Origin of the sequence: Rhodococcus sp. 06-418-5 (assembly GCF_002258285.1) — a bacterium.
Classification (GTDB): Bacteria; Actinomycetota; Actinomycetes; order Mycobacteriales; family Mycobacteriaceae; genus Rhodococcoides.
Genome location: NZ_NOYE01000014.1, coordinates 386,047 through 410,797 on the forward strand (window position 1 = coordinate 386,047; position 24,751 = coordinate 410,797).

A 24,751-nucleotide genomic window follows, 5' to 3' on the forward strand; every position below is an offset into this window, starting at 1 on the left:
GGCCCATCGGACGGCGAGCCTACATAGAAAAGGCATAGCAGCCCGATGCAGGGAACTTTCGATAGTTAGGGGTAAAGCGTGAGCGTAACAACAACAACAGGCCTAGACCTCATACCAGTCGAGAGTCAGACACGGACAATTCAGACTTGCTTCCAGCAATGCCTATACGAAGTCCCGAACTTCCAGCGCCCATATAGCTGGTCGACAGAACAATTGGAGGACTATTGGGACGACGTAGTCCTCGCTCAAGGCGACTTCTTCTTCGGATCAACAGTAACCTGGGTCAGTCAAAAGCGAGACCTGTTTAATGATACGTACTCCATAATTGATGGCCAACAGAGACTTACGACAAGCGCGATAATTTTGTCTGTAATCCGCGACGCATTTACTCGAATTGCAGATCAGCAGAACGGTAGCAGCGAAGACGAGGCGGCTGCTGCGAAAAACCAGGCCGCAGCCACTCAAAGGTACCTTATAGCCACAGACGACGATGGCAAGGAACATCAAGTACTAGTTCGATCTGAAAAAATGTTCTACGAACATATTCAGAAACCCGATGCAATTCCATCGGGCGGCGTATGGAATGGAAGTGCGAATCGGATAGGAAAGGCAAGAAACTTTTTCGAAGGGCGCATTCTAGAGGATCTGAACGGGCTTTCACCAAGCAGCCAACTCGAGAAGCTGAAGTCGATCCGCGCAAATGTACTCAAGGCGAGAGTAATACAAGTTGAGCTTGCGTCCGAGGAGGATGGATTCCTGATCTTTGAGACGCTCAATACTCGCGGAGCGGATTTGCGTCTATCCGACCTTGCCAAGAATTTGTTGATCAGGGGCGGTGCTACGACTGAGCCCAATCGCCAAGCCATCGCCGAACGATGGGAGCGGTTTGTCGATAGAGTACAGGAGGGACAGACTAACCCTGACGTCGTAGACCGCTTCATCTGGCAGTCGTGGAACTCACGACGTGATGCGGTGAAAGAGCCCGAATTATTTAAAGAGATTAGTAGTATCGTAAAGGAAAGTTCGGTAAAACATTTAGACTATCTGAAAGAGCTGGAGATCGACTCCCAGTTTTATGCGAAATTGGCCGACGAGAACGTAACGGCGAAACCAGAAGTCCCCGGAAAGCGTGATTCGTTTTCCGTGCCCGACTTCGTCGACAGTGTGCGGGCATTAGCGATCTTCAAAGTGACGGTCGCCAATTCCACGATGCTAGCTATTGCGAGAAAATATGAAGAAAGTACCCACTTTAAGAAATCGCATCTCATTTCGGTCGCACGAATGGTTGAGAATTTTCACTTTCAATTTACAGCATTGACCAATAGCGGATCCACCGGCGGAACTCGCGGCCGCTATAACAGATTCGCCGTACGGCTCGAACAAGCGAGTACCAGCGCGGAGATAGCGGCCGCAATCGCAGATTTTCGTTCCAAGCTAAAAATCAGCCTTCCGTCACGGGACAGATCCGAGAAAGCGTTTCGCGGACTGTTCTACGCACCCTCGCTACCACTAAATCAGGCACAAAAGGCCCGCGCAAGAAAGATATTCATAGCGTATATTTTGATGGACTTTGCAAAACATCACAATTTGATCCCAGCAGGACAAAATCTAAGGTCCTGGTCAATCGAACACATCAAGCCGCAATCTCTCGGAGGAACCTCTTTCACAAATGCTGTCTATTCTATAGGAAATCTGGCTTTGTTGACCGGTCCACTAAATAGCACCCTAGGAGACTCTGACTTTAAAGTGAAAGCAGAAGCGTTTCGGAAGAGCCTGTCCTACTTCGACTCCGAGTTGAAGAAGTGGGATAAGTCTGGTGTCGCAGTACCTAGTGATACTCAGATAGCTGCGCGAGCTAAACTACTCGCAGCCGAGGCGCTCGACAAGGTTTGGAGCATTTAGAGGCCAACAGGTGATCCACACACGGCGAAAATTGTGCGCCCTTGATGATCACGGTATCGCGTGGCGAGTCCATCGCGAACCAGACTCGCCGTCGCCGAAGACTAGGCAGCTGGGCTGGCGTCGCTGAGGGCAACAACCGGGTGTGGAGACTCAGGTCGACTCACTGAATCGCTCGGCGTCTCGAACCTGACCGGAGACGATGACGGTATCGCCTGCCCCGATGACCGTGTCTGCCGTGGCGTAGGTGAATCCCTCGCCCTGACGCTTGACCGCGACGACGGTGACACGGTGCTTGGTGCGTATTGCGCTTTCGCCCAATTTCTTTCCGATGATGGAGGCGGGCGGAGAGGTTTTGATCATGGCGAAACCGTCGTCGAATTCGATGTAGTCCATCATCCGGCCGCGGACCAGGTGGGCGACACGCTTGCCCATGTCGTGCTCGGGCCTGACCACATGGTGCACGCCGATCTGGGTGAGAATCTTGGCGTGCGCGTTGCTGAGCGCTTTGGCCCAGATGGTCGGCAGCGACAGATTCACCAGTGCCGATGCGGTGAGCAGGCTGGCTTCGAGATTGGACCCGATGCCCACGACGGCACGGTCGTACTCGTGCACCGACAACTGCCGAAGAGACTCCTCGTCGGTGGTATCGGCCACCACAGCGTGAGTCAAACGGTCTGCCACGCGTTGTACAACGGCGTCGTCACTGTCGACGCCGAGGACCTCGACGCCCTGGCCCATCAGTTCCAGTGCCAGGGACTTGCCGAAGCGGCCGAGACCGAGGACGACGACGACATCGGAGGACGGTTTCCTAGCCAATGAACGGCCTTTCCGTGGGGAGCGTGTATCGCCGGCCGCGGTCGCGGGCGGCAAGGGCGCTGACCAGAGTGATGGAACCGATGCGACCCAGGTACATCAGGACGATCAGAATCACCTGACCCCAGCCGGGCAACTGTGCGGTGATTCCGGTGGACAGGCCTACCGTCGCGAACGCCGACACGACCTCGAACAACAGGACGTCGAGGTCGAAGTCCGTGCCGGCCAGGAGTGCCACGACCGGGAGCATGACCAGCGCGACCCCGATCAGCGCGACGGTCAATGCCTGCCGCTGCACTCGCGCGTCGATCCGACGGTCGAACACCGTCACCTCACGATCACCGCGGATCTCGGCCAGGATGACGAACAGCAGCAGGGCGAACGTGGTGACCTTGATGCCACCTGCGGTGCCGCCGCTGCCACCGCCGATGAACATCAGGACGTCGGTGACGAGCAAGGTCGCGTTGTCGACGTCGGCGTAGTCGACACTGTTGAACCCTGCGGTGCGAGGCATGACGCCCTGGAAAGTCGCGACCAGCATCTTGTCCCAGAGCCCGAATTCGCCCAGGGTTCTGGACCACTCGAACAGCAGCACGACCGTCGGGCCGAGAACCAACAGAATTCCGGTGACGGTCAGCGTCAGGCGAGTGTGCAACGACCAACGCTGAGGCGACCGACGCCCCTTGGCGCGAGACCGAACTCGACGGGCGATCTCGAAGAGAACCGGAAATCCGATGCCGCCCAACACCACCGCAATCAACAGTGGGATACAGATCCACGGATCGGTGGCGAACCCGATCATGTTGTCGCTGAACAGGGCGAAGCCGGCGTTGTTGAACGCGGAGACCGCATGGAAGGTCCCCAGCCAGAGGGCGCGACCGAAGGGCTCGTCGTATCCGAGAAAGAAGCGCGCCGCCAGGGCGATCGCGACGACACTCTCGATGATCAGACTGGTACGGAACACCCCGATGACGACGCTTCGAACGTCGCCCAGCCCTGATGTCCGAACTTCTGCTGCGGCATTGAGCCTGCCGCGAAGCCCTATTCGGTCGGCCAGGAACAATCCGACCAGGGACGCGATCGTCATGATCCCGAACCCGCCGATCTGAATCAGGGCGAGGATCGCGCCCTGACCGAAACCCGTCCAGTACACCGGGGTGTCCACCACGATCAGACCCGTCAGGCTGACGGCGGAGGTGGAGGTGAACAACGCCTGCAGAAACCCGGTCTCGCTGCCGGGCACAGTGGCCACCGGTAGCGCCAGCACGCCTGCACCTATCACAATGGCGAGCGCGAATCCCGTGGCCATGACCCGGACCGGGGTGAGCCGGAAGATCGCGGACCAACGCGATGCCTGGTGAGCGTCTGTCACTCGAGAGACAGTACCGGTGGGACGAGCCGCTTCGCGCCATGTGAGTGAAACTTCGTAGCAGGCTACGAATTTCCGCCCACGTGCGCGTCAGCGCTCCACTGCCGATCGGCCGCTAGTCGACCAAACGCTCGCCGGTCACCGTGGAGAACAGATGGGTGCGCTCGGCGGCGTAGGAGAGCGTGATTTTCGATCCGCGCTGCGGTGGGATCCTGCCGTCGGCGCGGACGACGATGGCCTGACGCGTGCCGTTGATATCTGCCTGGCCGTAGACGTACGCGTCGGCTCCGAGTTCTTCGACGACGTCGATGCTCACTTCGAGGCCCGCCCCGGTGGTGATCTGCAGGTCCTCGGGACGCACGCCGAGTGTCACTGTGTTCTCGCCTATTCCAGCGATGGCGGAGCGGGGAACCGGTACCACCTCACCGCCGAAGCGAACGCCGCCGTCGACGAGGGGCAGCTCGAGTAGGTTCATTGCAGGCGATCCGATGAAGCCGGCGACGAACACGTTGTTCGGGTGTTCGTACATGCGCCTCGGCGAGTCACACTGTTGCAGTACACCGTCTTTGAGGACGGCCACGCGATCGCCCATGGTCATGGCCTCGACCTGATCGTGGGTGACATAGACTGTCGTCGTGGCGAGTCGACGCTGCAGCGCGGAGATCTGCGCGCGGGTCTGCACCCGAAGTTTGGCGTCGAGGTTGGACAGCGGCTCGTCCATCAGGAACACCTGGGGTTTGCGAACGATGGCGCGTCCCATGGCAACTCGCTGACGCTGGCCACCGGAGAGTGCCTTGGGCTTGCGGTCGAGGAATTTGGTGAGGTCGAGGATCTTGGCGGCATCCTCGACGCGACGCTTGATCTCGGCCTTGTCCTCACCCGCGATACGCAGGCCGAATCCCATGTTCTCGCCGACTGTCATGTGCGGGTAGAGAGCGTAGTTCTGAAAGACCATCGCGATGTCGCGATCCTTGGGCTGATGGTCGGTGACGTCCTTGCCGCCGATGGTGATGGCTCCCTTGTCGACTTCTTCGAGACCGGCCAGCATCCGCAGCGATGTCGACTTTCCGCAGCCGGACGGGCCGACGAGGACAAGGAATTCACCGTCCTGGATGTCGAGATCGAGTTGGTCGACGGCAGCTTTGTCGCCGCCGGGAAAGAGTTTGGTGACGCCCTGGAATGCCACGGTGGCCATGATGGTGGTCCCTTCACCGGCAGGAACGTGCCGGACGATCCGAGTGAGGTTCACATATATGAATGAATGCCAGAATGCTGACTTCGTTTAGAAGTATGTACTACTGTGATGCCCATTACAAGGTTTCCATCGAAGGAGTTCGAGAAGAATGACCGACACCGTTTCGCGAGTGCTCATCACCGGGGCCGCAGGCAACATGGGTGCGATGCTCCGGCCTCTACTGGCAGCTCCCGGCCGCATGCTGCGCCTGTTCGATATCGCGGAGATCAGCGACATCGATTCTGCTACAGAGGAATTCGTGCAAGGATCGGTCACCGATCGCGCCGCCGTGGCTGCTGCAGTGGACGGTGTCGACGCGATTGTGCACCTCGGCGGATTGAGCACCGAGGACTCGTGGGCAAACATCCTGTCGGTCAACGTCGACGGCACGCAGGCCGTGTTCGAGGCCGCGGTGACGCACGGAGTCACCCGCGTGGTGGTGGCGTCGAGCAATCACGCGGTCGGCTTCTGGACTCACGACGAGGCAGGCGGCGAACCGCTTCCCGGGGACGCCGCTCCGCGACCCGACGGCTTCTACGGCTGGAGCAAGGCAGCGGTCGAAGCCCTGGGCCGGATGTACCACGATCGCTTCGGCATCGACGTCGTCAATCTGCGTATCGGCTCGAGCTTCGACGCGCCGCCGAACTACCGTGGCCTTGCCACCTGGATGTCGCCTGCCGACACAGCCCGCCTGATCGAGGCGTCACTGTCGGACAGCGCCAAGGGTTTTCACACAGTGTGGGGCATCTCGAAGAACTCGCGCGCGTGGTGGTCCGGCAACGAGGGTACGGAGATCGGATACCTGCCTCGCGACGACGCGGAACAGTTCGCCGAGCAGTTCCTGGCCGAGCACGAGTGGACGTTCTCCGACCCGATCCTGCAGCGGGTCGGCGGCGCGTTCTGCGATCACCCGCTCGGTCAACGGATGCGGTGACGCACGTTGTGCTCCACTCGACCACCGCGACTGCGGAATTCCGCGCCCAGGCCGGTCGAGTGGAGCACCCGTTGCAGATTCTTACGAATACGTTGCGACGATCGACCCCAAAGCATCGAGCTGTGGTCGATTGACGAGACCGAGGTGGTAGAGGTGCAGCTCGTTCGCCCCGGCGTCGACCGTCGCAGCCACGTGCGCGGCCACCTCGTCGAGCTTCTTCGGCGGCAGCACCGATACATAGGCACCCACATCCACCCCGTCGCCGACGGCAGCGCGGGTGGCTTCGACCACCGACACCGTCTCGGCCGTCGCAGGCCAGGCCGACACCAGTACCGCGTCGACATCGGCCGGTGCGGCAGCGGTCAGCGCAGGCGAGGGGCCCGTCTTCCACGGATCGGGGTGACCGTGCAACGTCACGCGTGTCGACGGTGCTTGTTCACGCACGGCGGCAAGCACTTCCGTGCGAAGGTGATCGGCGTCGGCGTGACGGACCGCCACCACCGCGTCGATCTCATCGGCGTCCAACACGTCCGTGATCGCCGCACCTGCAGGCAAGGTTCCGGCCGCCAGGGCGTCGACGCCGTCGCGCAGCTTCTGCGTCACCTTCGCCGAGTCGACGCCTCGCTCGCCCCACGCGTCGAGCTCGCGCTGCGTGCAGCTGATGGACATCAGCGTGTCGCCGATGCCAGGGAACGCGCCGTCCGTCTTCTCGTGTGGTCCGACGTGTGCGAAACCGAGCTGCCCGCAGGCCTCCACGGACACGCCGTGTACCTCGACGCCGCGTATCGCTTCGGCGGTGAGCGTGGCGCAGTAACGAACGATGTCTGGATGCCCCGGAGCGAGCGCATAGCGATAGGCGTCTCCGAAACAGTCGACGACGGTCGCGTCGGGATGGGCGTGGCCGAGAATTGTGCTGTGCGTCAGCACGATCCAGGCGTTCACCAGGAATCCGGCGTCGATCAGGATTGCCGCCGCCTCGCCGAACGCGTCCTCGGCCCCGCCCCAGTCGGCCGTGCGCGCGGTGATCGCGTGCCCGGCCCAGGCCTCGGAACGCACCGGGCGATACAGCGCGGCATGGTGAGCGTCGACCACCTTGTGCTGCGGGTGCAGCGGAGTTGCCGCCCTGGTGGAGTGATACGTCGCGGCGAGCGAGACCTCGCCCACCCCGAGCCTGCGGGCGCGCTCGACGAAGTGTGGGTCACCGAGTACGTCCCAGGGGTAGGCGTGCGCGACGATGCGGTCGACGGTCATAGGGGTCATCCTTCGATGGCTGAATTGTTCGGTAGAGAGAACTGAGTTCACACATGGGAACACAATTCGAGCCCGGCTGTCCACGATTCGCCCGCCGCGCGGCAATCGGGAAGGCCCTCGGAGTCGCCGAAATTCCACCGCCCCGGCAGGTGACACGCGGCCGCAGGTGGATACGTGACGGCGTCCGCGGAGTGGAACTGACCTGGAACGACACTTCCGCGTGGCTGCTGACGCCCCAGGATGCAATACACCCACTGCCGGCGATCCTGCTCATGCACGGCCACGACGGCGTGAAGTTCTACGGCAAGGAGAAAGTGGCCGACGGCCCCGACGGGGTCGCGCCCGGCATCGCCGCACTGCGCGAGCACGGGTACGACGGCACCGCGCCCGCAGCGGGCCTGGTGGCAGCAGGTTTCGCAGTACTGGTCCACGACGTGTTCCCATGGGGCTCCCGCCGAGTGCCGTGGGAGCAGCTTCCCGAGCGGGCTCGCCGGGCCGGTGCGCACCTGGAAGGACTCCAGCAATACGAGGCGGCCGCCCGCGAGCACGAGCACGGTCTCGCGAAAGTGGCTGCGCTGCGGGGTACTTCGCTGGCCGGCCGGATACTGACCGAAGACCTGACGGCACTGCACGTGCTGAGCGCCTGCGCCGAGGTGGACCCCGATCGCATCGCCACCGCCGGATTCTCCGGCGGCGGAGCCCGTGTCGCACACCTACTGGCCAGCAGCGACCGACTGCGAGCCGGGGTGATCACCGCTTCCATGAGCACGTACGCCGACATCGCCGACGGTCATGCGGACGACACGAGCTGGCTGATGATCACCGCCGGCCTGCCCGCGGTCTGCGACTGGCCGGAGATCGCAGGCTCGGCCGCCCCGACTCCGCTGCTGGTCCAATTCGCCGAGCAGGACTCGCATTTCGGCCCGACAGGCATGCGCGACGCCGAGGCATCGTTGCGTCGCGACTACGGAAACTCCACAATGCTTCTCACTCAATGGTTTTCGGAGCCGCACCGTTTCACGGCGGCGATGCAGGACGCCGCAGCGAACTGGCTGAGCCTGCACGTGTGACCGGTCATGCTTGACAGCGCTTGTGACTGCCGTCATAGTTGGTCCAGAAATTCACATAGCAGACGGCAGTTCATATATGTGAACAGCACAGACTTTCCACAGCCCGGCTCGTCGGAGCCGGAAGAACCGCAAGACCCACTCGCCGGCTCCCCGATCCGGCCCCGAACGCTTCGGAGCGTCCCCATGGTCACCACCGCACCACACCGGTCGGGAGGCACCCGTGCGCAGAGCTCGGCCGTCCCTCCCGTCCGGCCGAAACGCAAGCGCCGCATCTCGGCCCCGTACATCCTGATCGCACCGGTCGTCATCCTGCTCGCCGTGTTCATCTTCTACCCGGTCGGCAGCGTCTTCTACTACAGCCTGCAGTTCTACAACCCGACGACGCCGTGGGACAACGGCTTCGCCGGCCTCGAGAACTTCAAGCTGATGTTCGCCGACGACCTGTTCTGGAACAGCCTGCTCGTCACCGCGAAGTGGGTCGGCGTTCAGGTCGTCTTCCAGCTGATCCTCGGCCTCGGACTGGCCCTGCTGGTCAACGAGGTCTTCCGTGGACGCGGCCTGGCCCGAGCACTGGTGTTCTCCCCCTGGGCCGTCTCCGGTGTGCTCACCACCGGAATATGGCTGCTGATCTACAACCCGTCGACCGGGTTGTTCAAACTACTCGGCGACATGGGCATCGGCGACGGCACCGCCGCACCGATCGCAGATCCGGACACCGCGTTCTGGGCCACCAGCGTCGCCGAGCTCTGGCGCGGTGTTCCGTTCTTCGCCATTCTGATCCTCGCCGAACTGCAGAGTGCACCCAAGGACCTGTACGAGGCTGCGAACGTGGACGGTGCGAACCGTTGGCAGCGCTTCCGATTCGTGACACTGCCGCACCTGAAGGCCGTGATCATCCTGTCGACCCTGCTGCGCGGGGTCTGGGAGTTCAACAACGTCGATCTTCTGTACACCCTCACCGCAGGCGGCCCGGCCGACGTCACGACGACGTTGCCGCTCTACGTCTCTCAGCTCGCCACCACCGCGCAGGACTTCGGATACGGATCGGCCCTGACCACCGTGGCCTTCGTCATCCTGCTGTTCTGCTCGATCCTCTACTTGCGCCTCAGCAAATTCAACAGCGATAAGGCCTGACGCCCATGACCACTACCGCAGACCGTCCCGTCGTGACCACTCCGCCGCAGGACCACCCCGAGAAGGTGCGCGTGCATCGCACCAAGCCCCGCGTGTTCAGCGTCGGACTCCCGTTGGCCGTCTACCTGCTCTTCACCCTCGTCCCGTTCTACTGGATGATCGTCTTCGCATTCCGACCCGCCGGTTCCGATTCGATGCTCCCCTGGCCCATCACGCTCGACCATTTCGACACCGTCTGGAACACCCTCGGTTTCAGCTTCTTCTTCAAGAACAGCCTCATCGTGGCCGGCCTGTCTCTCGTGCTGACCACCTTCGTCGCACTGGCGACCGGCTATGCGTTGGCACGCTTCAAGTTCCGCGCCAAGATTCCCTTGGTGATGGCCCTGCTGTGCAGCCAGTTCGTGCCCGGCGCAATGCTGCTCATCCCGCTGTTCCAGGTGTTCCGCGAGATGGGACTGGTGAACAACCTGTTCGGCCTCATCGTCGCCGACACTGTCTTCCAACTGCCGCTGGCGGCAATGTTGATGGCCGGCTTTATCTCTCAGATTCCCGTGGAACTCGAGGAAGCCGCGATGGTCGACGGTTGCTCACGCCTGAAGGCCTTCCGCATCATCATGCTGCCGCTGCTGCGCCCCGGCCTGATCGCCGTCGGTTCCTTCGCGTTCATCGGCAGTTGGAACAACTTCCTGTTCGGCCTGATGTTCATCAGCAGCCAGGACAAGTTCACCCTCCCAGTCGGATTGAGCTACACGATCGGTTCCTACAACGTCGACTTCGGCGTCCTCGCGGCCGGCGGACTGATCGCCGCGGTACCGGTGGTCGCTGTCTTCGCCGTCATCCAGAAGTACCTCGTCCAGGGGCTCAGCGCCGGCGCGGTCAAGGGCTGATCATGACGTACGGAAAGAGAATCGACATGAATCGACGCACCCTGCTGCGCACCACCCTCGTGGGCGCGGTCGCGACGCTCGTACTGGCCTCCTGCAGTTCCGAGACCGCACTGCCCGACGGTGAACTCGGAGATCCGAACAGCGGCACCCTGACCTTCTGGGACAACAATGCCGGACCGGACCGAACCCCGTTGTACGAGGAATTGATTCGACGCTTCGAGGAAGTCAATCCCGGCATCGACATCCAGTACGTCGGGCTGCCCTCGGACAGTGCCCAGCAGAAGTATCAGACGGCTCTCGCCGGTGGGTCGGCTCCCGATCTGGGGATCGTCTCCACCGCATATCTGGCACCCCTCGTCGCGCAGAATGCTGTCATTCCGCTCGACGACTTCGTGGCATCCTCGCCACAGAAGGACGAGTACGACCCGAAGATCATCGAGTCGGCGATGGAGTCCGGTGGCGGTGAGAACCTGTACGGTCTGCCGTTCACCAGCAACAACGCCACTCTGTGGTACCGGGCGGATTGGTTCGACGAGGCCGGCATCGAGCCGCCCGAGACGTGGGACGAGTTCTACGACGCCGCAGACGAACTGACCGACAAGTCCGAGGGCCGCTACGGGTTCACCATCCGAGGCGGTGCCGGTTCGATCTACCCGTTGCTGCAACACATGTTCGCCACCACCGGCATCGACAACTTCTTCGACGGCAGCGAATCCACCGTCAACCGACCCGAGATGGTGCAGGCCATCGAACGTTTCGCCGCCCTGTACGACGTGGACACCCCCACCGCCGACGTCAACAACGGCTTCCCACAGATGGTCGCCAGCTTCGGTGGTGGCTCGGTGGCGATGATGCAGCACAACCTCGGATCGTTGAGCAATCACCGTAAGGCCCTCGGCGACAACGTCGGTGCCGTCGCACTGCCCCGCGCGGACAACGGCGTCCGTACGGTGATGACGGACCCGTTCCCGTCCTACACGGTGTTCAAGAGCAGCAAGCATCAAGCTGCGGCCTGGAAGTTCCTCGAGTTCATGACCTCGGCGGAATCGCAGGCGTACTGGAACGAGAACGTGGGGCAGATTCCGGTCAACGCCGCCGCTCGCTCCGCTCCCGCCTTCCAGGCGATGCCGTCGGTGCAAGCTGCGCAGGCCGCCCTCGACGATCCGGAGACGGTGCTGGTCACCCCACCGGACTATCTGCCGGATTTCGGCAAGATCGTCCAGGTTCAGATGCTGGGCCAGTGGCAGAAGGTCCTCATCGGGCAGCTCAGCGCTCAGGACTTCGCCGACGACTTCGCCGAGAAGCTAGACCGCTCCAAGGCCAAATACGATGCCCGACAGGGCAAATAGGGGATTCATCGCCATGTCCAGCGTCATCACCGAGGTTGCCGTCCAGGTCTTCAAGACCGAGGCTCGCACCGCCGTCGATTCCTACGGTCATCGACACCCGGGACCGTCCGTCCCGACCACCCAGGCACTGCTACGCATCACCGATTCCGACGGCGTCAGCGGCTACGTCCTGGGCAAGACCAACTACCTGCGCGAAGACCAAGTGGAGCAACACTTCCGGCCGGTCATGATCGGTACCGACCCGTTGCACCGCGAGGAGATGGACCGCAAGTTCGCGATCCGGCAGCGCACCAGAGCCGTCGAACTCCCCGAGCACACCTGCAGCTACCTCGATCAGGCACTGTGGGATCTGGCGGGCAACCGGTTCGACACCCCGGTGTGGAAGCTGCTCGGCGGGGCTCGCAGCGAGGTCAAGGCGTACGCGAGCACCATGTGTGGAGACACCATCGAGGGCGGACTGTCGAGCCCGCAGGAGTACGCGGACTTCGCTGTAGCGCTGAAGAATCAGGGCTACCAGGGAATCAAGCTGCACACCTGGATGCCACCGCTCGAAGGGGCACCGAGCCTCACACGAGACATCGAGGCCTGCGCCGCGGTGCGAGATGCCGTCGGACCCGGGTTTTCGTTGATGCTCGACGGCTACCACTGGTACTCACGTACCGACGCCCTTGAGCTCGGCCGGGAACTCGACGCTCTGAAGTTCGACTGGTTCGAAGAACCCATGGACGAGTTCTCGATGCGCTCGTACAAATGGCTGGCGAATCAGATCGACACTCCGGTGATCGGCCCGGAGACCACTCCCGGTCGGCATCGCTCGCGGGCGGATTGGATCGCCGACGAGGCGTGCGACATCCTGCGCGTCGGTGCGATGAACGGTGGCGGCATCACGCCTGCCTTGAAGACCGTGCACATGGCCGACGGCTTCGGGCTCGAGTGCGAGATCCACGGCAACGGCGCACCCAATCTGGCGCTCGTCGGCGGTGCCCCGAACATTCAGTGGTACGAGCGGGGCCTGCTGCATCCGCTGGTGGACTACGACTGGGTGCCCCCACACCTCAAGTCCATCGTCGACCCGATCGACGCGAACGGAATGGTGCAGATGCCGACCCGTCCGGGCCTGGGCGAGGACATCGACCTCGAGTACATCTCGAACAATCTGATCGCCGAATACTAGTGGCTGTCGACGATATCGGTGTCCGCGTATGAAACATCGTTCATCATGAGGGACACTGTCTCCATGGTGAACGATGTCACTGCCACAGCTGGGCCGGATAGTCAGCCGGTGAAGTCGGCCGAACGCACGATCCACATCCTCGAGACGCTGGCCGCGTCCCCCACGCGCATGAGTCTCGGCGAACTCCAGGAGGCCTGTGGGTACCCACGGTCGAGTCTGCACGCCCTGCTCCGGACGCTCAAGGACCTGCGCTGGATCGAGGCCGACGAGTCCGGCTCGCGGTACGGCATCGGCACCCACGCCCTGCTCACCGGCACGTCCTACCTCGACAAGGACTCCGTCGTCGGGCGAGCCGCAGCTGTGCTCGAAACTCTGCGCTCGGATGTGCGGCACACCGTGCACTTCGCCAGGCGCGACGAGGACTGCGTCATCTACCTCGCCAGCCGCGGTTCCAAGCTCGAGGTGCGCCGCATGCACCGCGTCGGACGCAAGCTGCCGTGCCACGTCACCGCCCTCGGGCAGGCACTGCTCGCCGAGCTTACGACCGATGAGGTGACGCAGCTGCTTCCGAAAAAGCTCGAGCGGTACACCGAGAACACCATCGTCGATCGTGATGCTCTCATCGCCGAACTCGCGCATGTGCGCAGGCGCGGTTGGTCGCTCGAGCAGGAGCAGGGCACCGTGGGTGTGGTCTGCATCGCGACCGTCGTGCCGTATCGGATCCCCGCTACCGATGCGCTGAGCGTTTCGATGCCCGCCGAGGTCGCCTCCTACCCCGGTGAACTGGAACGCATCGCGGGGGTGCTCACCGAACACGCCGCTGCGTGGGCCCGAGAATTGCGGGCAGAGGGAGTTCGTTAGAGCCGCTTCGCGCATGTGAGTGAAACTTCGTAGCAGGCTACGAATTTCCGCTCACCTGCGCGTCAGCGCTCCACGCGTCAGCGAACCACTGCCTTCGCGACGGTCCACGCACGACCCTGCTCGCTGAGCGTGAAGCCCAGACCCGGGCGTGCGGACAGATGCATGCGTCCGTCCCGGGTCTCGAGGTGCTCGTCGAACAGTGGATCGAGCCAGTCGAAGTGCTCCACCCAGGTCTGCAGGGGGTACACCGCCGCGAGGTGCAGGTGGATCTCCATCGCGAAGTGCGGTGCCAGTTGCAGGTTGTGGTGCTCGGCCAGCGAGGCCAATTTCAGGAACTGAGTGATTCCGCCGATGCGGGGTGCGTCGGGCTGCAGGATGTCCACCGAACCGGCCTCGATGAGGCGGACGTGCTCGCCGACGCTGGCCAGCATCTCGCCCGTCGCGATCGAGGTGTCGAGGCTGCGGGCGAGCTGCGCATGCCCCTCGGCGTCGTAGGCATCGAGGGGCTCCTCGATCCAGACGAGGTCGAACTGCTCCAGGATTCGCCCCATACGTTGCGCCGTCGGCCGATCCCACTGCTGGTTGGCGTCGACCATCAGCGGAACATCGTCGCCGAGAAACTCACGCACCGCAGTGACGCGGGCGATGTCGGTACGCCAATCCGGCTGTCCCACCTTCAGTTTGATACCCCCGATGCCGTTCGCCAGCGACATGGCAGCGTTCTCCATGACCTCCTCGATCGGCGTGTGCAGGAACCCGCCCGAGGTGTTGTACGTCTGCACCGAATCTCGTGACGACCCGATCAGCTTGGCCAGCGGCAACCCTGCGCGCTTGGCCTTGAGATCCCACAGCGCGATGTCGATCGCGGCAATCGCCTGCGTGGCAACGCCACTGCGGCCCACCGAGGCACCGGCCCACACCAACTTGGTCCAGATCTTGCCGATGTCGTTCGGATCTTCTCCGATGAGAACCGGGGCGATCTCCTGGGCATGTGCGAACTGGGCGGGTCCGCCGGCGCGCTTGGAGTATCCGAAACCGATTCCCTCATGGCCCTGTTCGGTACGAATCTCGGCGAACAGGAAGACCACCTCGGTCATCGCCTTCTGCCGACCGGTGAGCACCTTGGCGTCGCTGATCGGATTCTTCAGCGGTAGCACGATCGAGGACAGCGTCACCTCCGCGATGCGGTCGATGCTCGCGGCCCCGGGGGCCAGCGCCGTGATCGCTGCATTCGGGGCAGAGAGTCCGCTGGTGGGCTTTTCGACGTCTACGGTCATCTGCAACTCCTGAAATCGTCGATTACTTTGCTTCACAGCCTATTTCGACCCGCAATACACGTCCAACACCGTTTACCGGCGGATCGATGCCGCCAGTGCATCGATGTTCGACGCGATATCTCCGACCCGGCCGACGAACGTGTGATGCGTGACGCCCGACGAGTGGGGTGTCATCAGCACGTTGTCGAGATCGCGGAAGGGCAACGAGCTCGGCTCTCCCAACCCGTCGGGACCCGGGTAGCGGTACCAGACGTCGATCGCGGCCGCGGCAATCCGTTTGCGTGACAACGCGTCGAACAGCGACTGTTCCTGCACCAGGGGACCGCGACCGACATTGACGAGCACCCCGTCGGTGCCGAGCCTTCCCAGTTCGTCGGCACCGATCATGCCGCGGGTGTGCTCGTTCAGCGGTGCAGAGACCACGAGGACATCGGCGAAGTCGGCCAGCTTCCCCAGATCATCTGTCGTGGAGTGCCATTCGAGACCCTCGTCCGGTGCGTGTCCACTACCGGTGACCGCTGCCCCCACCGCCCCGTAGGTCCGGAACAACTGCCACGTCCGCCTACCGATGTGCCCGAAACCGACGAATCCGATACGAGCACCGCTCAGCGAGAGTGGTTGCGCGATTCTCGGGTCGTAGACCGAGGTGGCGAACACTCCCGAGCGGAGTGCGCGGTCCTGCTGCAGGAACTGTCGCCGCAGCATCACCGTCGCCGACACGACGTACTCGGCGATCGACTGCTCGTGGTGGAAGGTGTTGCACACCTGCACATCACGCCTCAATCCGGAGCGGTCGACATTGTCCGTTCCCGCACCGGCAACGTGCACCATCCGCAGCCTCGGCGCAGCGGCACCCATGGCCGCACTGAACTTGCCGCCGACGTACACGTCCGCATCGGCAAGCTCCTCGACGACGCGACTCTCGTCGAACGGAACACACCAGACGACCTCGGTGCCGACGGGTAGCCCGGCCTCGAGCTGCTCACGATGCGGCAGAACGTTGCGATCGCCGACGACGATCTTCATCGCACCAGAGCCGGTCGCTTGCTGTCGAACGTCCATCCCTCGATCAGGTACTGCATGCCGATGGCGTCGTCGCGGGCACCGAGCCCCTCCTTCTGGTACAGCTCGTGTGCCGCGTCGATCCGTTCGAAGTCGAGTTCCACTCCGAGGCCGGGCTTGTCGGGGACGGTGAGGTAGCCGTCCTCGATGGTGAACGGCTCCTTGGTGACTCGTTGCCCGTCCTGCCAGATCCAGTGAGTGTCGATGGCGGTGATCGTGCCAGGAGCGGCTGCGGCGACATGGGTGAACATGGCCAGTGAGACGTCGAAGTGATTGTTGGAGTGCGAACCCCACGTCAGGCCCCAGGCGTCACACAGCTGCGCTACGCGCACCGAACCGGCCATCGTCCAGAAGTGCGGGTCGGCCAACGGAATGTCCACGGCACCGGACCGGATGGTGTGGCCCATCTCGCGCCAGTCGGTGGCGATCATGTTGGTCGCTGTCTGTAGCCCGGTGGCGCGCTTGAACTCCGTCATCACCTCACGTCCGGAGAAGCCGCCCTCGGGTCCCACGGGATCCTCGGCGTAGGCGAGCACATCGCGCAGTCCGCGGCAGGTCTCGATCGCATCCTTCAGCAACCACCCGCCGTTGGGATCCAACGTGATTCGCGCCCCCGGGAACCGTTCGGCAAGGGCACGTACCGCAGCGGCTTCCTCGGCCGCCGGCAGCGCTCCACCCTTGAGCTTGAAGTCCTGGAATCCGTACCGCGCCTGCGCGGCCTCGGCAAGGCGCACGATCGACTCGGGATCCATGGCCTCCTCGTGCCTGATGCGCATCCAGTCGTCGGCTCCGGCGGCCTCGTCGGCGGCGCCGCGGTAGGCGAGGTCGGTCTTGTTCCGGTCGGCGACGAAGAACAGGTAGCCCAGAGCCTGCACCTTCTCGCGCTGCTGCCCGTCCCCCAACAGTGCTGCGACACTGACGCCGAGGTGTTGGCCGAGCAGATCCAACAATGCCGATTCCACTGCGGTCACCGCATGGATCGCGATCCGCAGATCGAACGTCTGCGCCCCGCGACCTCCGGAATCGCGGTCGCCGAACGCGCGACGCATCTCGGCGAGAATCGCGTTGTATCGGCCGACCCCCTGGCCCTCGACGAGTACGCGCGCATCCTCGAGAGTCTGCCGAATCGCCTCTCCTCCCGGCACTTCGCCGACGCCGGTGCGCCCGTCCGAGTCGGTGAGCACCACCAGATTGCGAGTGAAGTACGGTGCATGCGCACCGCTGAGATTGAGCAGCATGTCGTCGTGACCCGCGATGGGTACCACGCGCATCTCGCTGACGACGGGGGTGCTGTTCTTGGAGTTCATGATCGGACCCTCTCGGCCGGTGATGTCGAATGCTATTTGGTCAGGGTGACGGGCGCGTCCCGGCCCTCGGTCATGGCCACCACCCCGCGCGGCTTCTCGATGAGCAGAACGGACAGCGCGGCGAGAGCAGACGCGCCGGCCAGCGCATAGAGACCCCAGGTCACCGAACCTGTTGCTTCCTGGATCAATCCGAAGCCGAACGGTGCGACGAAGCCGCCGAGGTTGCCTACCGAGTTGATGACGGCGATAGCGGCCGCGAGCACCATCGGATGCAGAGTCGACTGCGGGAACGACCAGAACAGTGGGCTGGCGCTCTTGAATCCCATGGCTGCGATGCACAGGAAGATCAGCGCAATCCACGGTGACGCCACTGCGGCCGCCAACGTACCCACAGCCGCGGTGAGCAGCGCGATGATCAACAGTGGTCGACGGTTTCCGGTGCGGTCGCCGATCTTGGACATGTAGTACATGGCGAACACGGCGCAGATCCACGGCAGCGACGACAGTAGGCCGACGGTGATGTCGTTGGTTCCGTCGATGCGCCGGACGATGGACGGGAGCCAGAAAGTGTTGGCGTAGATCGACAGCTGGATCGCGAAGTAGATCCAGACGAAGAGCAGCAGCTTGGGATCGAGCAACATCTTCCAGCGCGACCGGCCGTCGCCCATCCCGGAGGTACGCGCCTTCTCTGCTTCCTCGACGGCGATGGCAGCGTTCAGATCGTGCTTCTCTTCATCGGTCAGCCACTTCGCGTCCTTGACGTGCGAGTCGATGAGGAAATAGGCGATGATGCCGACCACCACGGACAGCAGACCTTCGATGCCGAACAGGTACTGCCAGCCGCGGGCTCCGAAGAGGCCGTCGAGCGAGAGCAGCGGACCCGACAGTGGGCCGGAGATCGCAGCGGCAACCGAGGATCCGGCGACGAACAGTGCTGTGGCACGGCCGCGGTGGCTGTTGGGCAACCACTTGGCGAAGTAGAAGATGATGGCCGGGAAGAATCCGGCCTCGGCCGCGCCGAGCAGGAACCGCAGGATGTAGAACATCTCGGGACCGTTGACGAAGGCCATGGCGAATGAGATGGTGCCCCAACTGACCATGATGCGGGTCAGCCAGATCTTGGCACCGAACTTCTCCATCATCACGTTGCTCGGAAGCTCGAAGAGCGCGTACGCGATGAAGAAGACGCCTGCTCCGAATCCGTATGCCGCAGCACCGATACCGACGTCGGCTTCCAGATACTCACGGGCGTATCCGATATTCGATCGGTTCAGCTGATTGCAGATCAGCATGATGATGAACAACGGGACGACTCGACGAAATATCTTCGCAACGGCAGAGTCGACGGCCGGTGTCGGCGGGAGAGTGATCGGCATCGATCGCTCCGTTCTGTAGCTCGAGCGGTTTCCCGCGACCAGTGCGCGAGTGTGACCGGCACAGGCATGGATCGGCCCAGTGATTGGGCTCACATGAAACAGTAGGACCGAGGATCGATGCATGTCCAAGACCATCTGCGCATCGACCGATGCAGTAGAGGTATCGGCAACTCCAGCCGGTGCTCATCGGCCCTGGCAGCAACATCGATACCGAGACTGAATCAAATACGACTTTTTTCGACTTGGACATGTATCGATCAGCCTTCTAGCGTGGTGATCTATGAGCCAGGTCACGCCCTGGTGTCAGCGCACGTACCGCACCACAGCCCTAGGAGTCACCCCATGACAGCGTCGACGACACAGTCCACCCACCTCACCGGCCGGATGATCATCGCCGGCGTCCCGGTCTTCGGTGCCGGCACGCAGATTCACGGAGTCGACCCCAGCACCGGCGAGGATCTCGAACCCGCCTACGGTCACGGCAACGACGCCGACGTCGAGAAGGCCTGTGCCGCAGCAGCCGAGGCGTTCGCCGACTACCGCGCCACGTCCTCGGAGACCCGCGCTCAGTTCCTCGAGACCATCGCTGACAACATCGCCGCCCTCGGCGACACTCTGATCGAGCGCACGGTCGCCGAGTCAGGGCTCCCGCTGGCGCGCATCACCGGCGAGGTCGGCCGCACCACCGGACAACTGCGCCTGTTCGCTTCGGTTCTGCGCGAGGGCAGTTGGAACGGTGCCCGCATCGATCCCGCTCAGCCCGAGCGCACTCCGCTTCCCCGTGCCGACATCCGCCAGCGGCAGATTCCGTTGGGACCGGTTGCGGTGTTCGGGGCCAGCAACTTCCCGCTCGCCTTCTCCGTCGCCGGCGGCGACACCGCTTCTGCGCTCGCGGCAGGCTGCCCCGTGGTGGTCAAGGCCCACGATGCCCATCCCGGAACGTCCGAGCTGGTCGGTCGAGCAATCGCCGACGCTGTTGCCTCCACCGGAATGCCCTCGGGCACATTCTCACTCCTGTTCGGCTCCGGCCGCGGACTCGGTACCGCTCTGGTGACCGATCCGCGCATCAAGGCCGTCGGATTCACCGGATCCCGTTCGGGTGGAACGGCCCTCGTGGCTGCGGCGGCCGGTCGTCGCGAGCCCATCCCGGTGTACGCGGAGATGAGTTCCATCAACCCGGTGTTCGTCATGGACGGCGCACTCGCCTCCCGCGGGGCCGAACTCGGCCGCGCCTTCGTCGCATCGCTCACGATGGGCTCGGGGCAGTTCTGCACCAACCCCGGCCTCGTGATCGCCGTCGACGGCCCAGGCCTGCAGTCCTTCACCGACGCGGCCACCACAGCGGTGCAGGAATCGACTCCCACCACGATGTTGACCCCGAACATCGCGTCGAGTTACGCGGACGGTGTCGCCACACTGTCCGGTTCGGTCACCGAGATCGCCCGTGGTACCGAAACGGACGCGCCGAATGCCTGCCGCGCAGCACTGTTCGACACCGACGCCGACACGTTCCTCACCTCCGAGGCCGCGCAGGCCGAGGTCTTCGGCGCGTCGAGCCTCATCGTTCGCTGCACCGATGCACAGCAGGTCCGGGATGTCGCCGCGCTGCTCGAAGGCCAGCTGACCGCGACCGTGCACGGCGACGAGTCCGATCATGCCGAGGCAGGCAAGCTCCTCTCGGTTCTCGAACTCAAGGCCGGGCGCATCCTGTTCGACGGATGGCCCACCGGCGTCGAGGTCGGCCACGCGATGGTGCACGGCGGCCCCTTCCCCGCCACGTCCAACTCCCGCACGACATCGGTCGGATCGCTCGCCATCGAACGCTTCCTGCGTCCTGTTTCCTACCAGGACGTGCCGACTTCCCTGCTGCCCAGCGCAATTGCCGACGGCAATCCCGACGGGATCTTCCGCCGCATCGACGGCCGGCTCACCCAAGACTGATCCACCCCACCCACATTCTCGAGGAGATCCCCATGCTCGACGGAGTCCTGTTCTTCCCCGTCACCCCGTTCACCGCTTCCGGTGAAGTCGATTACGACCTGCTGGCCGCTCATATCGCGAAGGGTGTCGACGCCGGACCCGGTGGAGTGTTCATCGCCTGCGGCACCGGCGAATTCCACGCCCTCGAAACCGAGGAGTTCGGCAAGATCGTGCGCACCGCAGTCGACGTCGTCGCGGGTCGCGTACCGGTCTACGCCGGTGCAGGCGGATCCGTCGCCCAGGCAAAGGCATTCGCGGCGAGCGCGAAGTCGAACGGTGCTGACGGCATCCTGCTGCTCCCGCCCTACCTGGTGACGATGCCGCAGGCCGGCCTGGTCAACTACACCAAGGCCGTTGCCGCCGCGTCGGATCTGCCCTTGATCGTCTACAACCGCGGCAATGCCCGCTTCACCGAGGACTCGGCAGTCGAAGTGGCGCAGCTGCCTACTGTCGTCGGATTCAAGGACGGCACAGGAGATCTCGACCAGGTCGGCCGCATAGTCCGCGCGGTGCTGGACGCGCTGGAACCGTCGGGCAAGTCTTTCCAGTTCTTCAACGGTCTGCCCACCGCGGAGGTCTCGCAGCAGGCATACCGCGCGATCGGGGTCACGCTGTACTCGTCTGCGACGTTCGCGTTCGCACCCGAACTGGCCCTGGCGTTCTATCGTTCGCTCGACAGCGGCAACGACGAGCTCACTGCCGCACTGCTTCGCGAGTTCTTCCACCCGCTGGTTCGCCTGCGCGACAAGGTTCCCGGCTACGCCGTCTCTCTCATCAAGGCGGGCGTGACGATGGAAGGGATCGAGGCAGGCCCGGTTCGTCCGCCACTGGTGGACATCAGTGCCCCGCACCTCGAGGAACTGACCGCGATCGTCGCCGCCGGCCGGGCCGTGTTGGCCGACGAGCTCGCGGTGCACTGATGCAGGATCCGGTCCTGATCACCGGCGCTCGGATCACCCCGATCGCCTTCGTCGATCCTCCGTTGCTCAACACCGTCGGCGTGCACCAGCCCTACGCACTGCGCGCGATCATTCAGCTCGACACCGATGCCGGTGTCGTCGGCCTCGGTGAGACCTACGCCGACACTGCGCATCTCGCCCGACTCGACGCGGCCGCGCAGGCCATCACCGGCCTGGATGTGTTCGCACTCAACGCCGTTCGAGACGCTGTCGACACCGTACTGGGGACGCTGTCGATCACCGGCGGAGACGGCGTGGCAGGAATGATCACCACTGCCAGCACCACCGACCGAGTTTTCTCACCGTTCGAGATCGCCTGCCTGGACGTGCAGGGGAAAGTGCTCGGTCGGCCGGTGTCGGATCTGCTCGGCGGGAAGGTTCGCGATTCGGTTCCGTTCAGTGCGTATCTGTTCTACAAGTGGGCAGCGCATCCCGGTGGACGACCGGATTCGTGGGGTGAGGCCGTCGACCCTGCCGGTCTGGTTCGGCAAGCGCGAAAGATGATCGACGAGTACGGCTTCGAGGCCATCAAGGTCAAGGGTGGTGTCTTTCCGCCCGACGAAGAGATAGCCGGAATCAGGGCGCTCCGGGAAGCGTTCCCCGAGCTGCCGCTTCGGCTCGACCCCAACGCGGCGTGGACGGTCGACACGTCCATCCGCGTCGCGGCCGAACTCGACGGCATCGTCCAATATCTGGAAGACCCGACTCCGGGGCTGGAGGGTATGGCAGAAGTCGCGCGGGAGGCGAAGATGCCACTGGCGACCAACATGTGCGTCGTCGCCTTCGATCACCTGAAGCCGGCCGTACAGAAGGACTCGGTTCAGGTGGTGCTGTCCGACCACCACTATTGGGGAGGTCTGCAGCGTTCGAGGCTGCTCGCCGGAATCTGCGAGACCTTCGAGATGGGTTTGTCGATGCACTCCAACAGCCACCTCGGCATCAGCCTGGCCGCGATGGTGCACCTCGCCGCGGCAACGCCCAACCTCACCTACGCCTGCGACACTCACTGGCCGTGGAAGGACGAGGATGTCATCGTCCCGGGTGTCCTGAACTTCGTCGACGGGGCAGTGGCCGTTCCCACGGCCCCGGGTCTGGGCGTCGAGATCGACGAGGATGCTCTGGCGGCGCTGCATCAGCAGTACCTCGATTGCGGGATCCGGGATCGCGACGACACCGGATACATGCAGAGCATCGATCCGAGCTTCCAGAACACCTGCCCGCGCTGGTAACGCGAGTCCCTGCACCCGCACAGCGCTAAACTCGCCCGAGGTCGTGGGGATCTGTGCGAGAGGTTCGTCCTGTGAACAGTGGCTGGCAGTATTCCCCTGCCTCGGTGGCTCGTACGTCCGGCGTCAACTGTCTGGTCAGCGGCCTTGTCGGTGTCACCTCGATCGCGACAGAAGGTCCTCGGGCCGCTCCGATCCTGCTCGCCCTTGCGGTGTCGTGGTGTGGACTGGGCGTGTACATGATCGCCGCGGCACCGGTGCTCTCCCGTCGCCTGTATCTGATGATGCACCTGTCGGGACTGACCAGTATCGCGCTGTTCTGCACCGCAGCGGGCGGGCACACCGTCGCACTGTCCGGAATCTTTCTGCAACTGCTGCTGGTGACGCCCGCCTTCATCGTGCTTCCTCATCGCGTCGCACGTCGGACGACCGTGCTCAATGCGCTCTACATCGCGTATCTGGGCATCGTGGTGGGAGAGATCGATCCTGCGCTGGTGATCAACGCCGAGCTCGTGTTGATCGCGATCGCCATTTCTGCGGCGTGGGTACAGAGCGTGGCGTCGAACTCCGAGATCGACCACCTCACCGGGCTCTCGAATCAGCGACGGCTCAGCCGTGAACTGGATGCGCGGCCCGGCACCAGAGGCAGTTCGAGAATCGATGCGATCGCTGTCGTGGACATCGATCGGTTCAAGGTGATCAACGACGACTTCGGGCACGCGGCAGGCGATCACGCACTCGAGCTCGTCTCGTCCGCTCTCCGCACGTGCCTGCCTCGGCAGTACCTGCTCAGCCGCTCCGGCGGCGACGAGTTCACGGTGCTGTGCACGTCGGGCTCGGTCGCCGAGTTGAGCACCGCCGTCGACTGCGTCCGGGCCGAGCTGCCGTCGGATCTGACGATCTCGGTGGGAGTGGCGGGTAGGCAGGGCACCGAGTCCGCCCGCACCACTCTCGGCCGAGCCGATCGGGCGCTGTACGAATCGAAGAACCTCGGCCGAAATCGCACGACCGTCCACGACTAGGTCAGCTCGAAGCACCGACCTTGCGGAACAGCAGATCGATCATCGTCCGTTTCGATGCCTCGTCCTGCGGGTGTGTCAACATGGCCTCGATGACGAAGACGATCATGCGGGTCGCCGGTTCGATGTCGGTGTCGGCGACCCCGTCGTTGCGCAGCTCGACGGCGATCCACTGCTCCCACAGCGCATGGAAGTCGTTGTGCCACTTGTCTATACAGGCCGAGACCGAGGTGCGCGAGTGGACCGTGTCGACCAGTCGGTGATATTTCTCCAGCTCGTCCACGACCCAGAGAACCTGCTCGGTCACCGACTTGTCGGCGAGGGCAACGAACCGGCTCAGCGCGTCGGCATGGATCTGGTCCAGCACGCCGACCAGTAGCTCGTCCTTGTCACCGAAGTACCAATAGATCGTATTGGTCGTCACTCCGGCAGCGGTGGCGATCCGCCCCATCGGGGTGTGCTCGTAACCGTCGTCGACGAACAGCGACCGAGCTGCGTTCACGATCTCGGAACGCTTCTCGGCGCGATCGACGGGTCGACGGTTGCGCGGCATTCCGCGATCCTATC

The 24,751-nt window shown here is 63.4% G+C and carries 21 protein-coding genes; 12 read left to right on the forward strand and 9 right to left on the reverse strand.

Annotated elements, in window-relative coordinates:
- The first annotated feature begins 78 nt into the window (after window positions 1-78).
- Window positions 79-1,902: a DUF262 domain-containing protein gene (locus CH274_RS11745; protein WP_094657514.1), complete on the forward strand. Its 1,824-nt coding sequence runs from the start codon at window positions 79-81 to the stop codon at window positions 1,900-1,902.
- Between the two features lie 150 nt (window positions 1,903-2,052).
- Here the strand turns inward: CH274_RS11745 and CH274_RS11750 are convergent, their stop codons facing one another.
- The 3 genes from CH274_RS11750 to CH274_RS11760 all read right to left on the reverse strand — a co-directional run bounded on the left by CH274_RS11750 (window position 2,053) and on the right by CH274_RS11760 (window position 5,279).
- Window positions 2,053-2,718, reverse strand: coding sequence for a potassium channel family protein (locus CH274_RS11750; protein WP_094615403.1), 666 nt, complete (start codon window positions 2,716-2,718; stop codon window positions 2,053-2,055).
- Window positions 2,711-4,024, reverse strand: a complete 1,314-nt coding sequence (locus CH274_RS11755) for a TrkH family potassium uptake protein (protein WP_094615448.1) — start codon at window positions 4,022-4,024, stop codon at window positions 2,711-2,713. Before CH274_RS11755 ends, CH274_RS11750 begins: the two co-directional genes overlap by 8 nt.
- Window positions 4,025-4,199: 175 nt before the next feature.
- A complete protein-coding gene (locus tag CH274_RS11760; protein ID WP_094630681.1) occupies window positions 4,200-5,279 on the reverse strand; it encodes an ABC transporter ATP-binding protein in 1,080 nt (359 codons plus the stop codon).
- Window positions 5,280-5,427: 148 nt separating this feature from the next.
- On the opposite strand from CH274_RS11760, the gene CH274_RS11765 reads away from it, so the two are divergent.
- On the forward strand, window positions 5,428-6,252 hold the full coding sequence (locus CH274_RS11765; protein ID WP_094630575.1) for an NAD-dependent epimerase/dehydratase family protein: 825 nt from the start codon (window positions 5,428-5,430) through the stop codon (window positions 6,250-6,252).
- 81 nt (window positions 6,253-6,333) lie between these two features.
- Here CH274_RS11765 and CH274_RS11770 read toward each other — a convergent pair whose 3' ends face one another.
- Window positions 6,334-7,503: a hypothetical protein gene (locus tag CH274_RS11770; protein WP_254924206.1), complete on the reverse strand. Its 1,170-nt coding sequence runs from the start codon at window positions 7,501-7,503 to the stop codon at window positions 6,334-6,336.
- A 53-nt stretch (window positions 7,504-7,556) separates the two neighbouring features.
- On the opposite strand from CH274_RS11770, the gene CH274_RS11775 reads away from it, so the two are divergent.
- From CH274_RS11775 to CH274_RS11800, 6 genes are all read left to right on the forward strand, one after another.
- A complete protein-coding gene (locus tag CH274_RS11775) occupies window positions 7,557-8,573 on the forward strand; it encodes a hypothetical protein (protein WP_094657515.1) in 1,017 nt (338 codons plus the stop codon).
- A 183-nt stretch (window positions 8,574-8,756) separates the two neighbouring features.
- Complete coding sequence (locus tag CH274_RS11780; RefSeq protein ID WP_094657516.1) at window positions 8,757-9,707, forward strand: carbohydrate ABC transporter permease; 951 nt, start codon at window positions 8,757-8,759, stop codon at window positions 9,705-9,707.
- A 5-nt stretch (window positions 9,708-9,712) separates the two neighbouring features.
- Window positions 9,713-10,594, forward strand: coding sequence for a carbohydrate ABC transporter permease (locus CH274_RS11785; protein WP_094630579.1), 882 nt, complete (start codon window positions 9,713-9,715; stop codon window positions 10,592-10,594).
- A 26-nt stretch (window positions 10,595-10,620) separates the two neighbouring features.
- Window positions 10,621-11,943 (forward strand): ABC transporter substrate-binding protein, encoded by a 1,323-nt coding sequence (locus tag CH274_RS11790; protein WP_254924207.1) that lies wholly within the window; start codon window positions 10,621-10,623, stop codon window positions 11,941-11,943.
- A 13-nt stretch (window positions 11,944-11,956) separates the two neighbouring features.
- Window positions 11,957-13,117, forward strand: coding sequence for an enolase C-terminal domain-like protein (locus tag CH274_RS11795; RefSeq protein ID WP_094630581.1), 1,161 nt, complete (start codon window positions 11,957-11,959; stop codon window positions 13,115-13,117).
- A 108-nt stretch (window positions 13,118-13,225) separates the two neighbouring features.
- Window positions 13,226-13,978, forward strand: a complete 753-nt coding sequence (locus CH274_RS11800) for an IclR family transcriptional regulator (protein WP_254924208.1) — start codon at window positions 13,226-13,228, stop codon at window positions 13,976-13,978.
- Window positions 13,979-14,055: 77 nt separating this feature from the next.
- Here the strand turns inward: CH274_RS11800 and CH274_RS11805 are convergent, their stop codons facing one another.
- The 4 genes from CH274_RS11805 to CH274_RS11820 form a co-directional block, all read right to left on the reverse strand.
- Window positions 14,056-15,255 carry an L-talarate/galactarate dehydratase gene (locus tag CH274_RS11805; protein ID WP_094657517.1) on the reverse strand — a complete coding sequence of 400 codons (1,200 nt, stop codon included), beginning with the start codon at window positions 15,253-15,255 and terminating at the stop codon, window positions 14,056-14,058.
- A 72-nt stretch (window positions 15,256-15,327) separates the two neighbouring features.
- Window positions 15,328-16,281 (reverse strand): 2-hydroxyacid dehydrogenase, encoded by a 954-nt coding sequence (locus tag CH274_RS11810; RefSeq protein ID WP_094657518.1) that lies wholly within the window; start codon window positions 16,279-16,281, stop codon window positions 15,328-15,330.
- A complete protein-coding gene (locus tag CH274_RS11815; protein ID WP_094657519.1) occupies window positions 16,278-17,624 on the reverse strand; it encodes an enolase C-terminal domain-like protein in 1,347 nt (448 codons plus the stop codon). Before CH274_RS11815 ends, CH274_RS11810 begins: the two co-directional genes overlap by 4 nt.
- A 32-nt stretch (window positions 17,625-17,656) precedes the next feature.
- On the reverse strand, window positions 17,657-19,000 hold the full coding sequence (locus CH274_RS11820) for an MFS transporter (protein WP_094657587.1): 1,344 nt from the start codon (window positions 18,998-19,000) through the stop codon (window positions 17,657-17,659).
- Window positions 19,001-19,342: 342 nt separating this feature from the next.
- On the opposite strand from CH274_RS11820, the gene CH274_RS11825 reads away from it, so the two are divergent.
- From CH274_RS11825 to CH274_RS11840, 4 genes are all read left to right on the forward strand, one after another.
- Window positions 19,343-20,941, forward strand: a complete 1,599-nt coding sequence (locus CH274_RS11825; protein ID WP_094630586.1) for an aldehyde dehydrogenase (NADP(+)) — start codon at window positions 19,343-19,345, stop codon at window positions 20,939-20,941.
- 32 nt (window positions 20,942-20,973) lie between these two features.
- Window positions 20,974-21,900 (forward strand): 5-dehydro-4-deoxyglucarate dehydratase, encoded by a 927-nt coding sequence (locus CH274_RS11830; protein WP_032396701.1) that lies wholly within the window; start codon window positions 20,974-20,976, stop codon window positions 21,898-21,900.
- Window positions 21,900-23,168, forward strand: a complete 1,269-nt coding sequence (locus CH274_RS11835; RefSeq protein WP_094630587.1) for a glucarate dehydratase family protein — start codon at window positions 21,900-21,902, stop codon at window positions 23,166-23,168. Before CH274_RS11830 ends, CH274_RS11835 begins: the two co-directional genes overlap by 1 nt.
- A gap of 104 nt (window positions 23,169-23,272) precedes the next feature.
- Window positions 23,273-24,187 carry a GGDEF domain-containing protein gene (locus CH274_RS11840; RefSeq protein ID WP_141214659.1) on the forward strand — a complete coding sequence of 305 codons (915 nt, stop codon included), beginning with the start codon at window positions 23,273-23,275 and terminating at the stop codon, window positions 24,185-24,187.
- Window position 24,188: 1 nt separating this feature from the next.
- On the opposite strand, the gene CH274_RS11845 is transcribed toward CH274_RS11840, so the two are convergent.
- A complete protein-coding gene (locus CH274_RS11845; RefSeq protein ID WP_094630589.1) occupies window positions 24,189-24,737 on the reverse strand; it encodes a TetR/AcrR family transcriptional regulator in 549 nt (182 codons plus the stop codon).
- Window positions 24,738-24,751 lie beyond the last annotated feature (14 nt).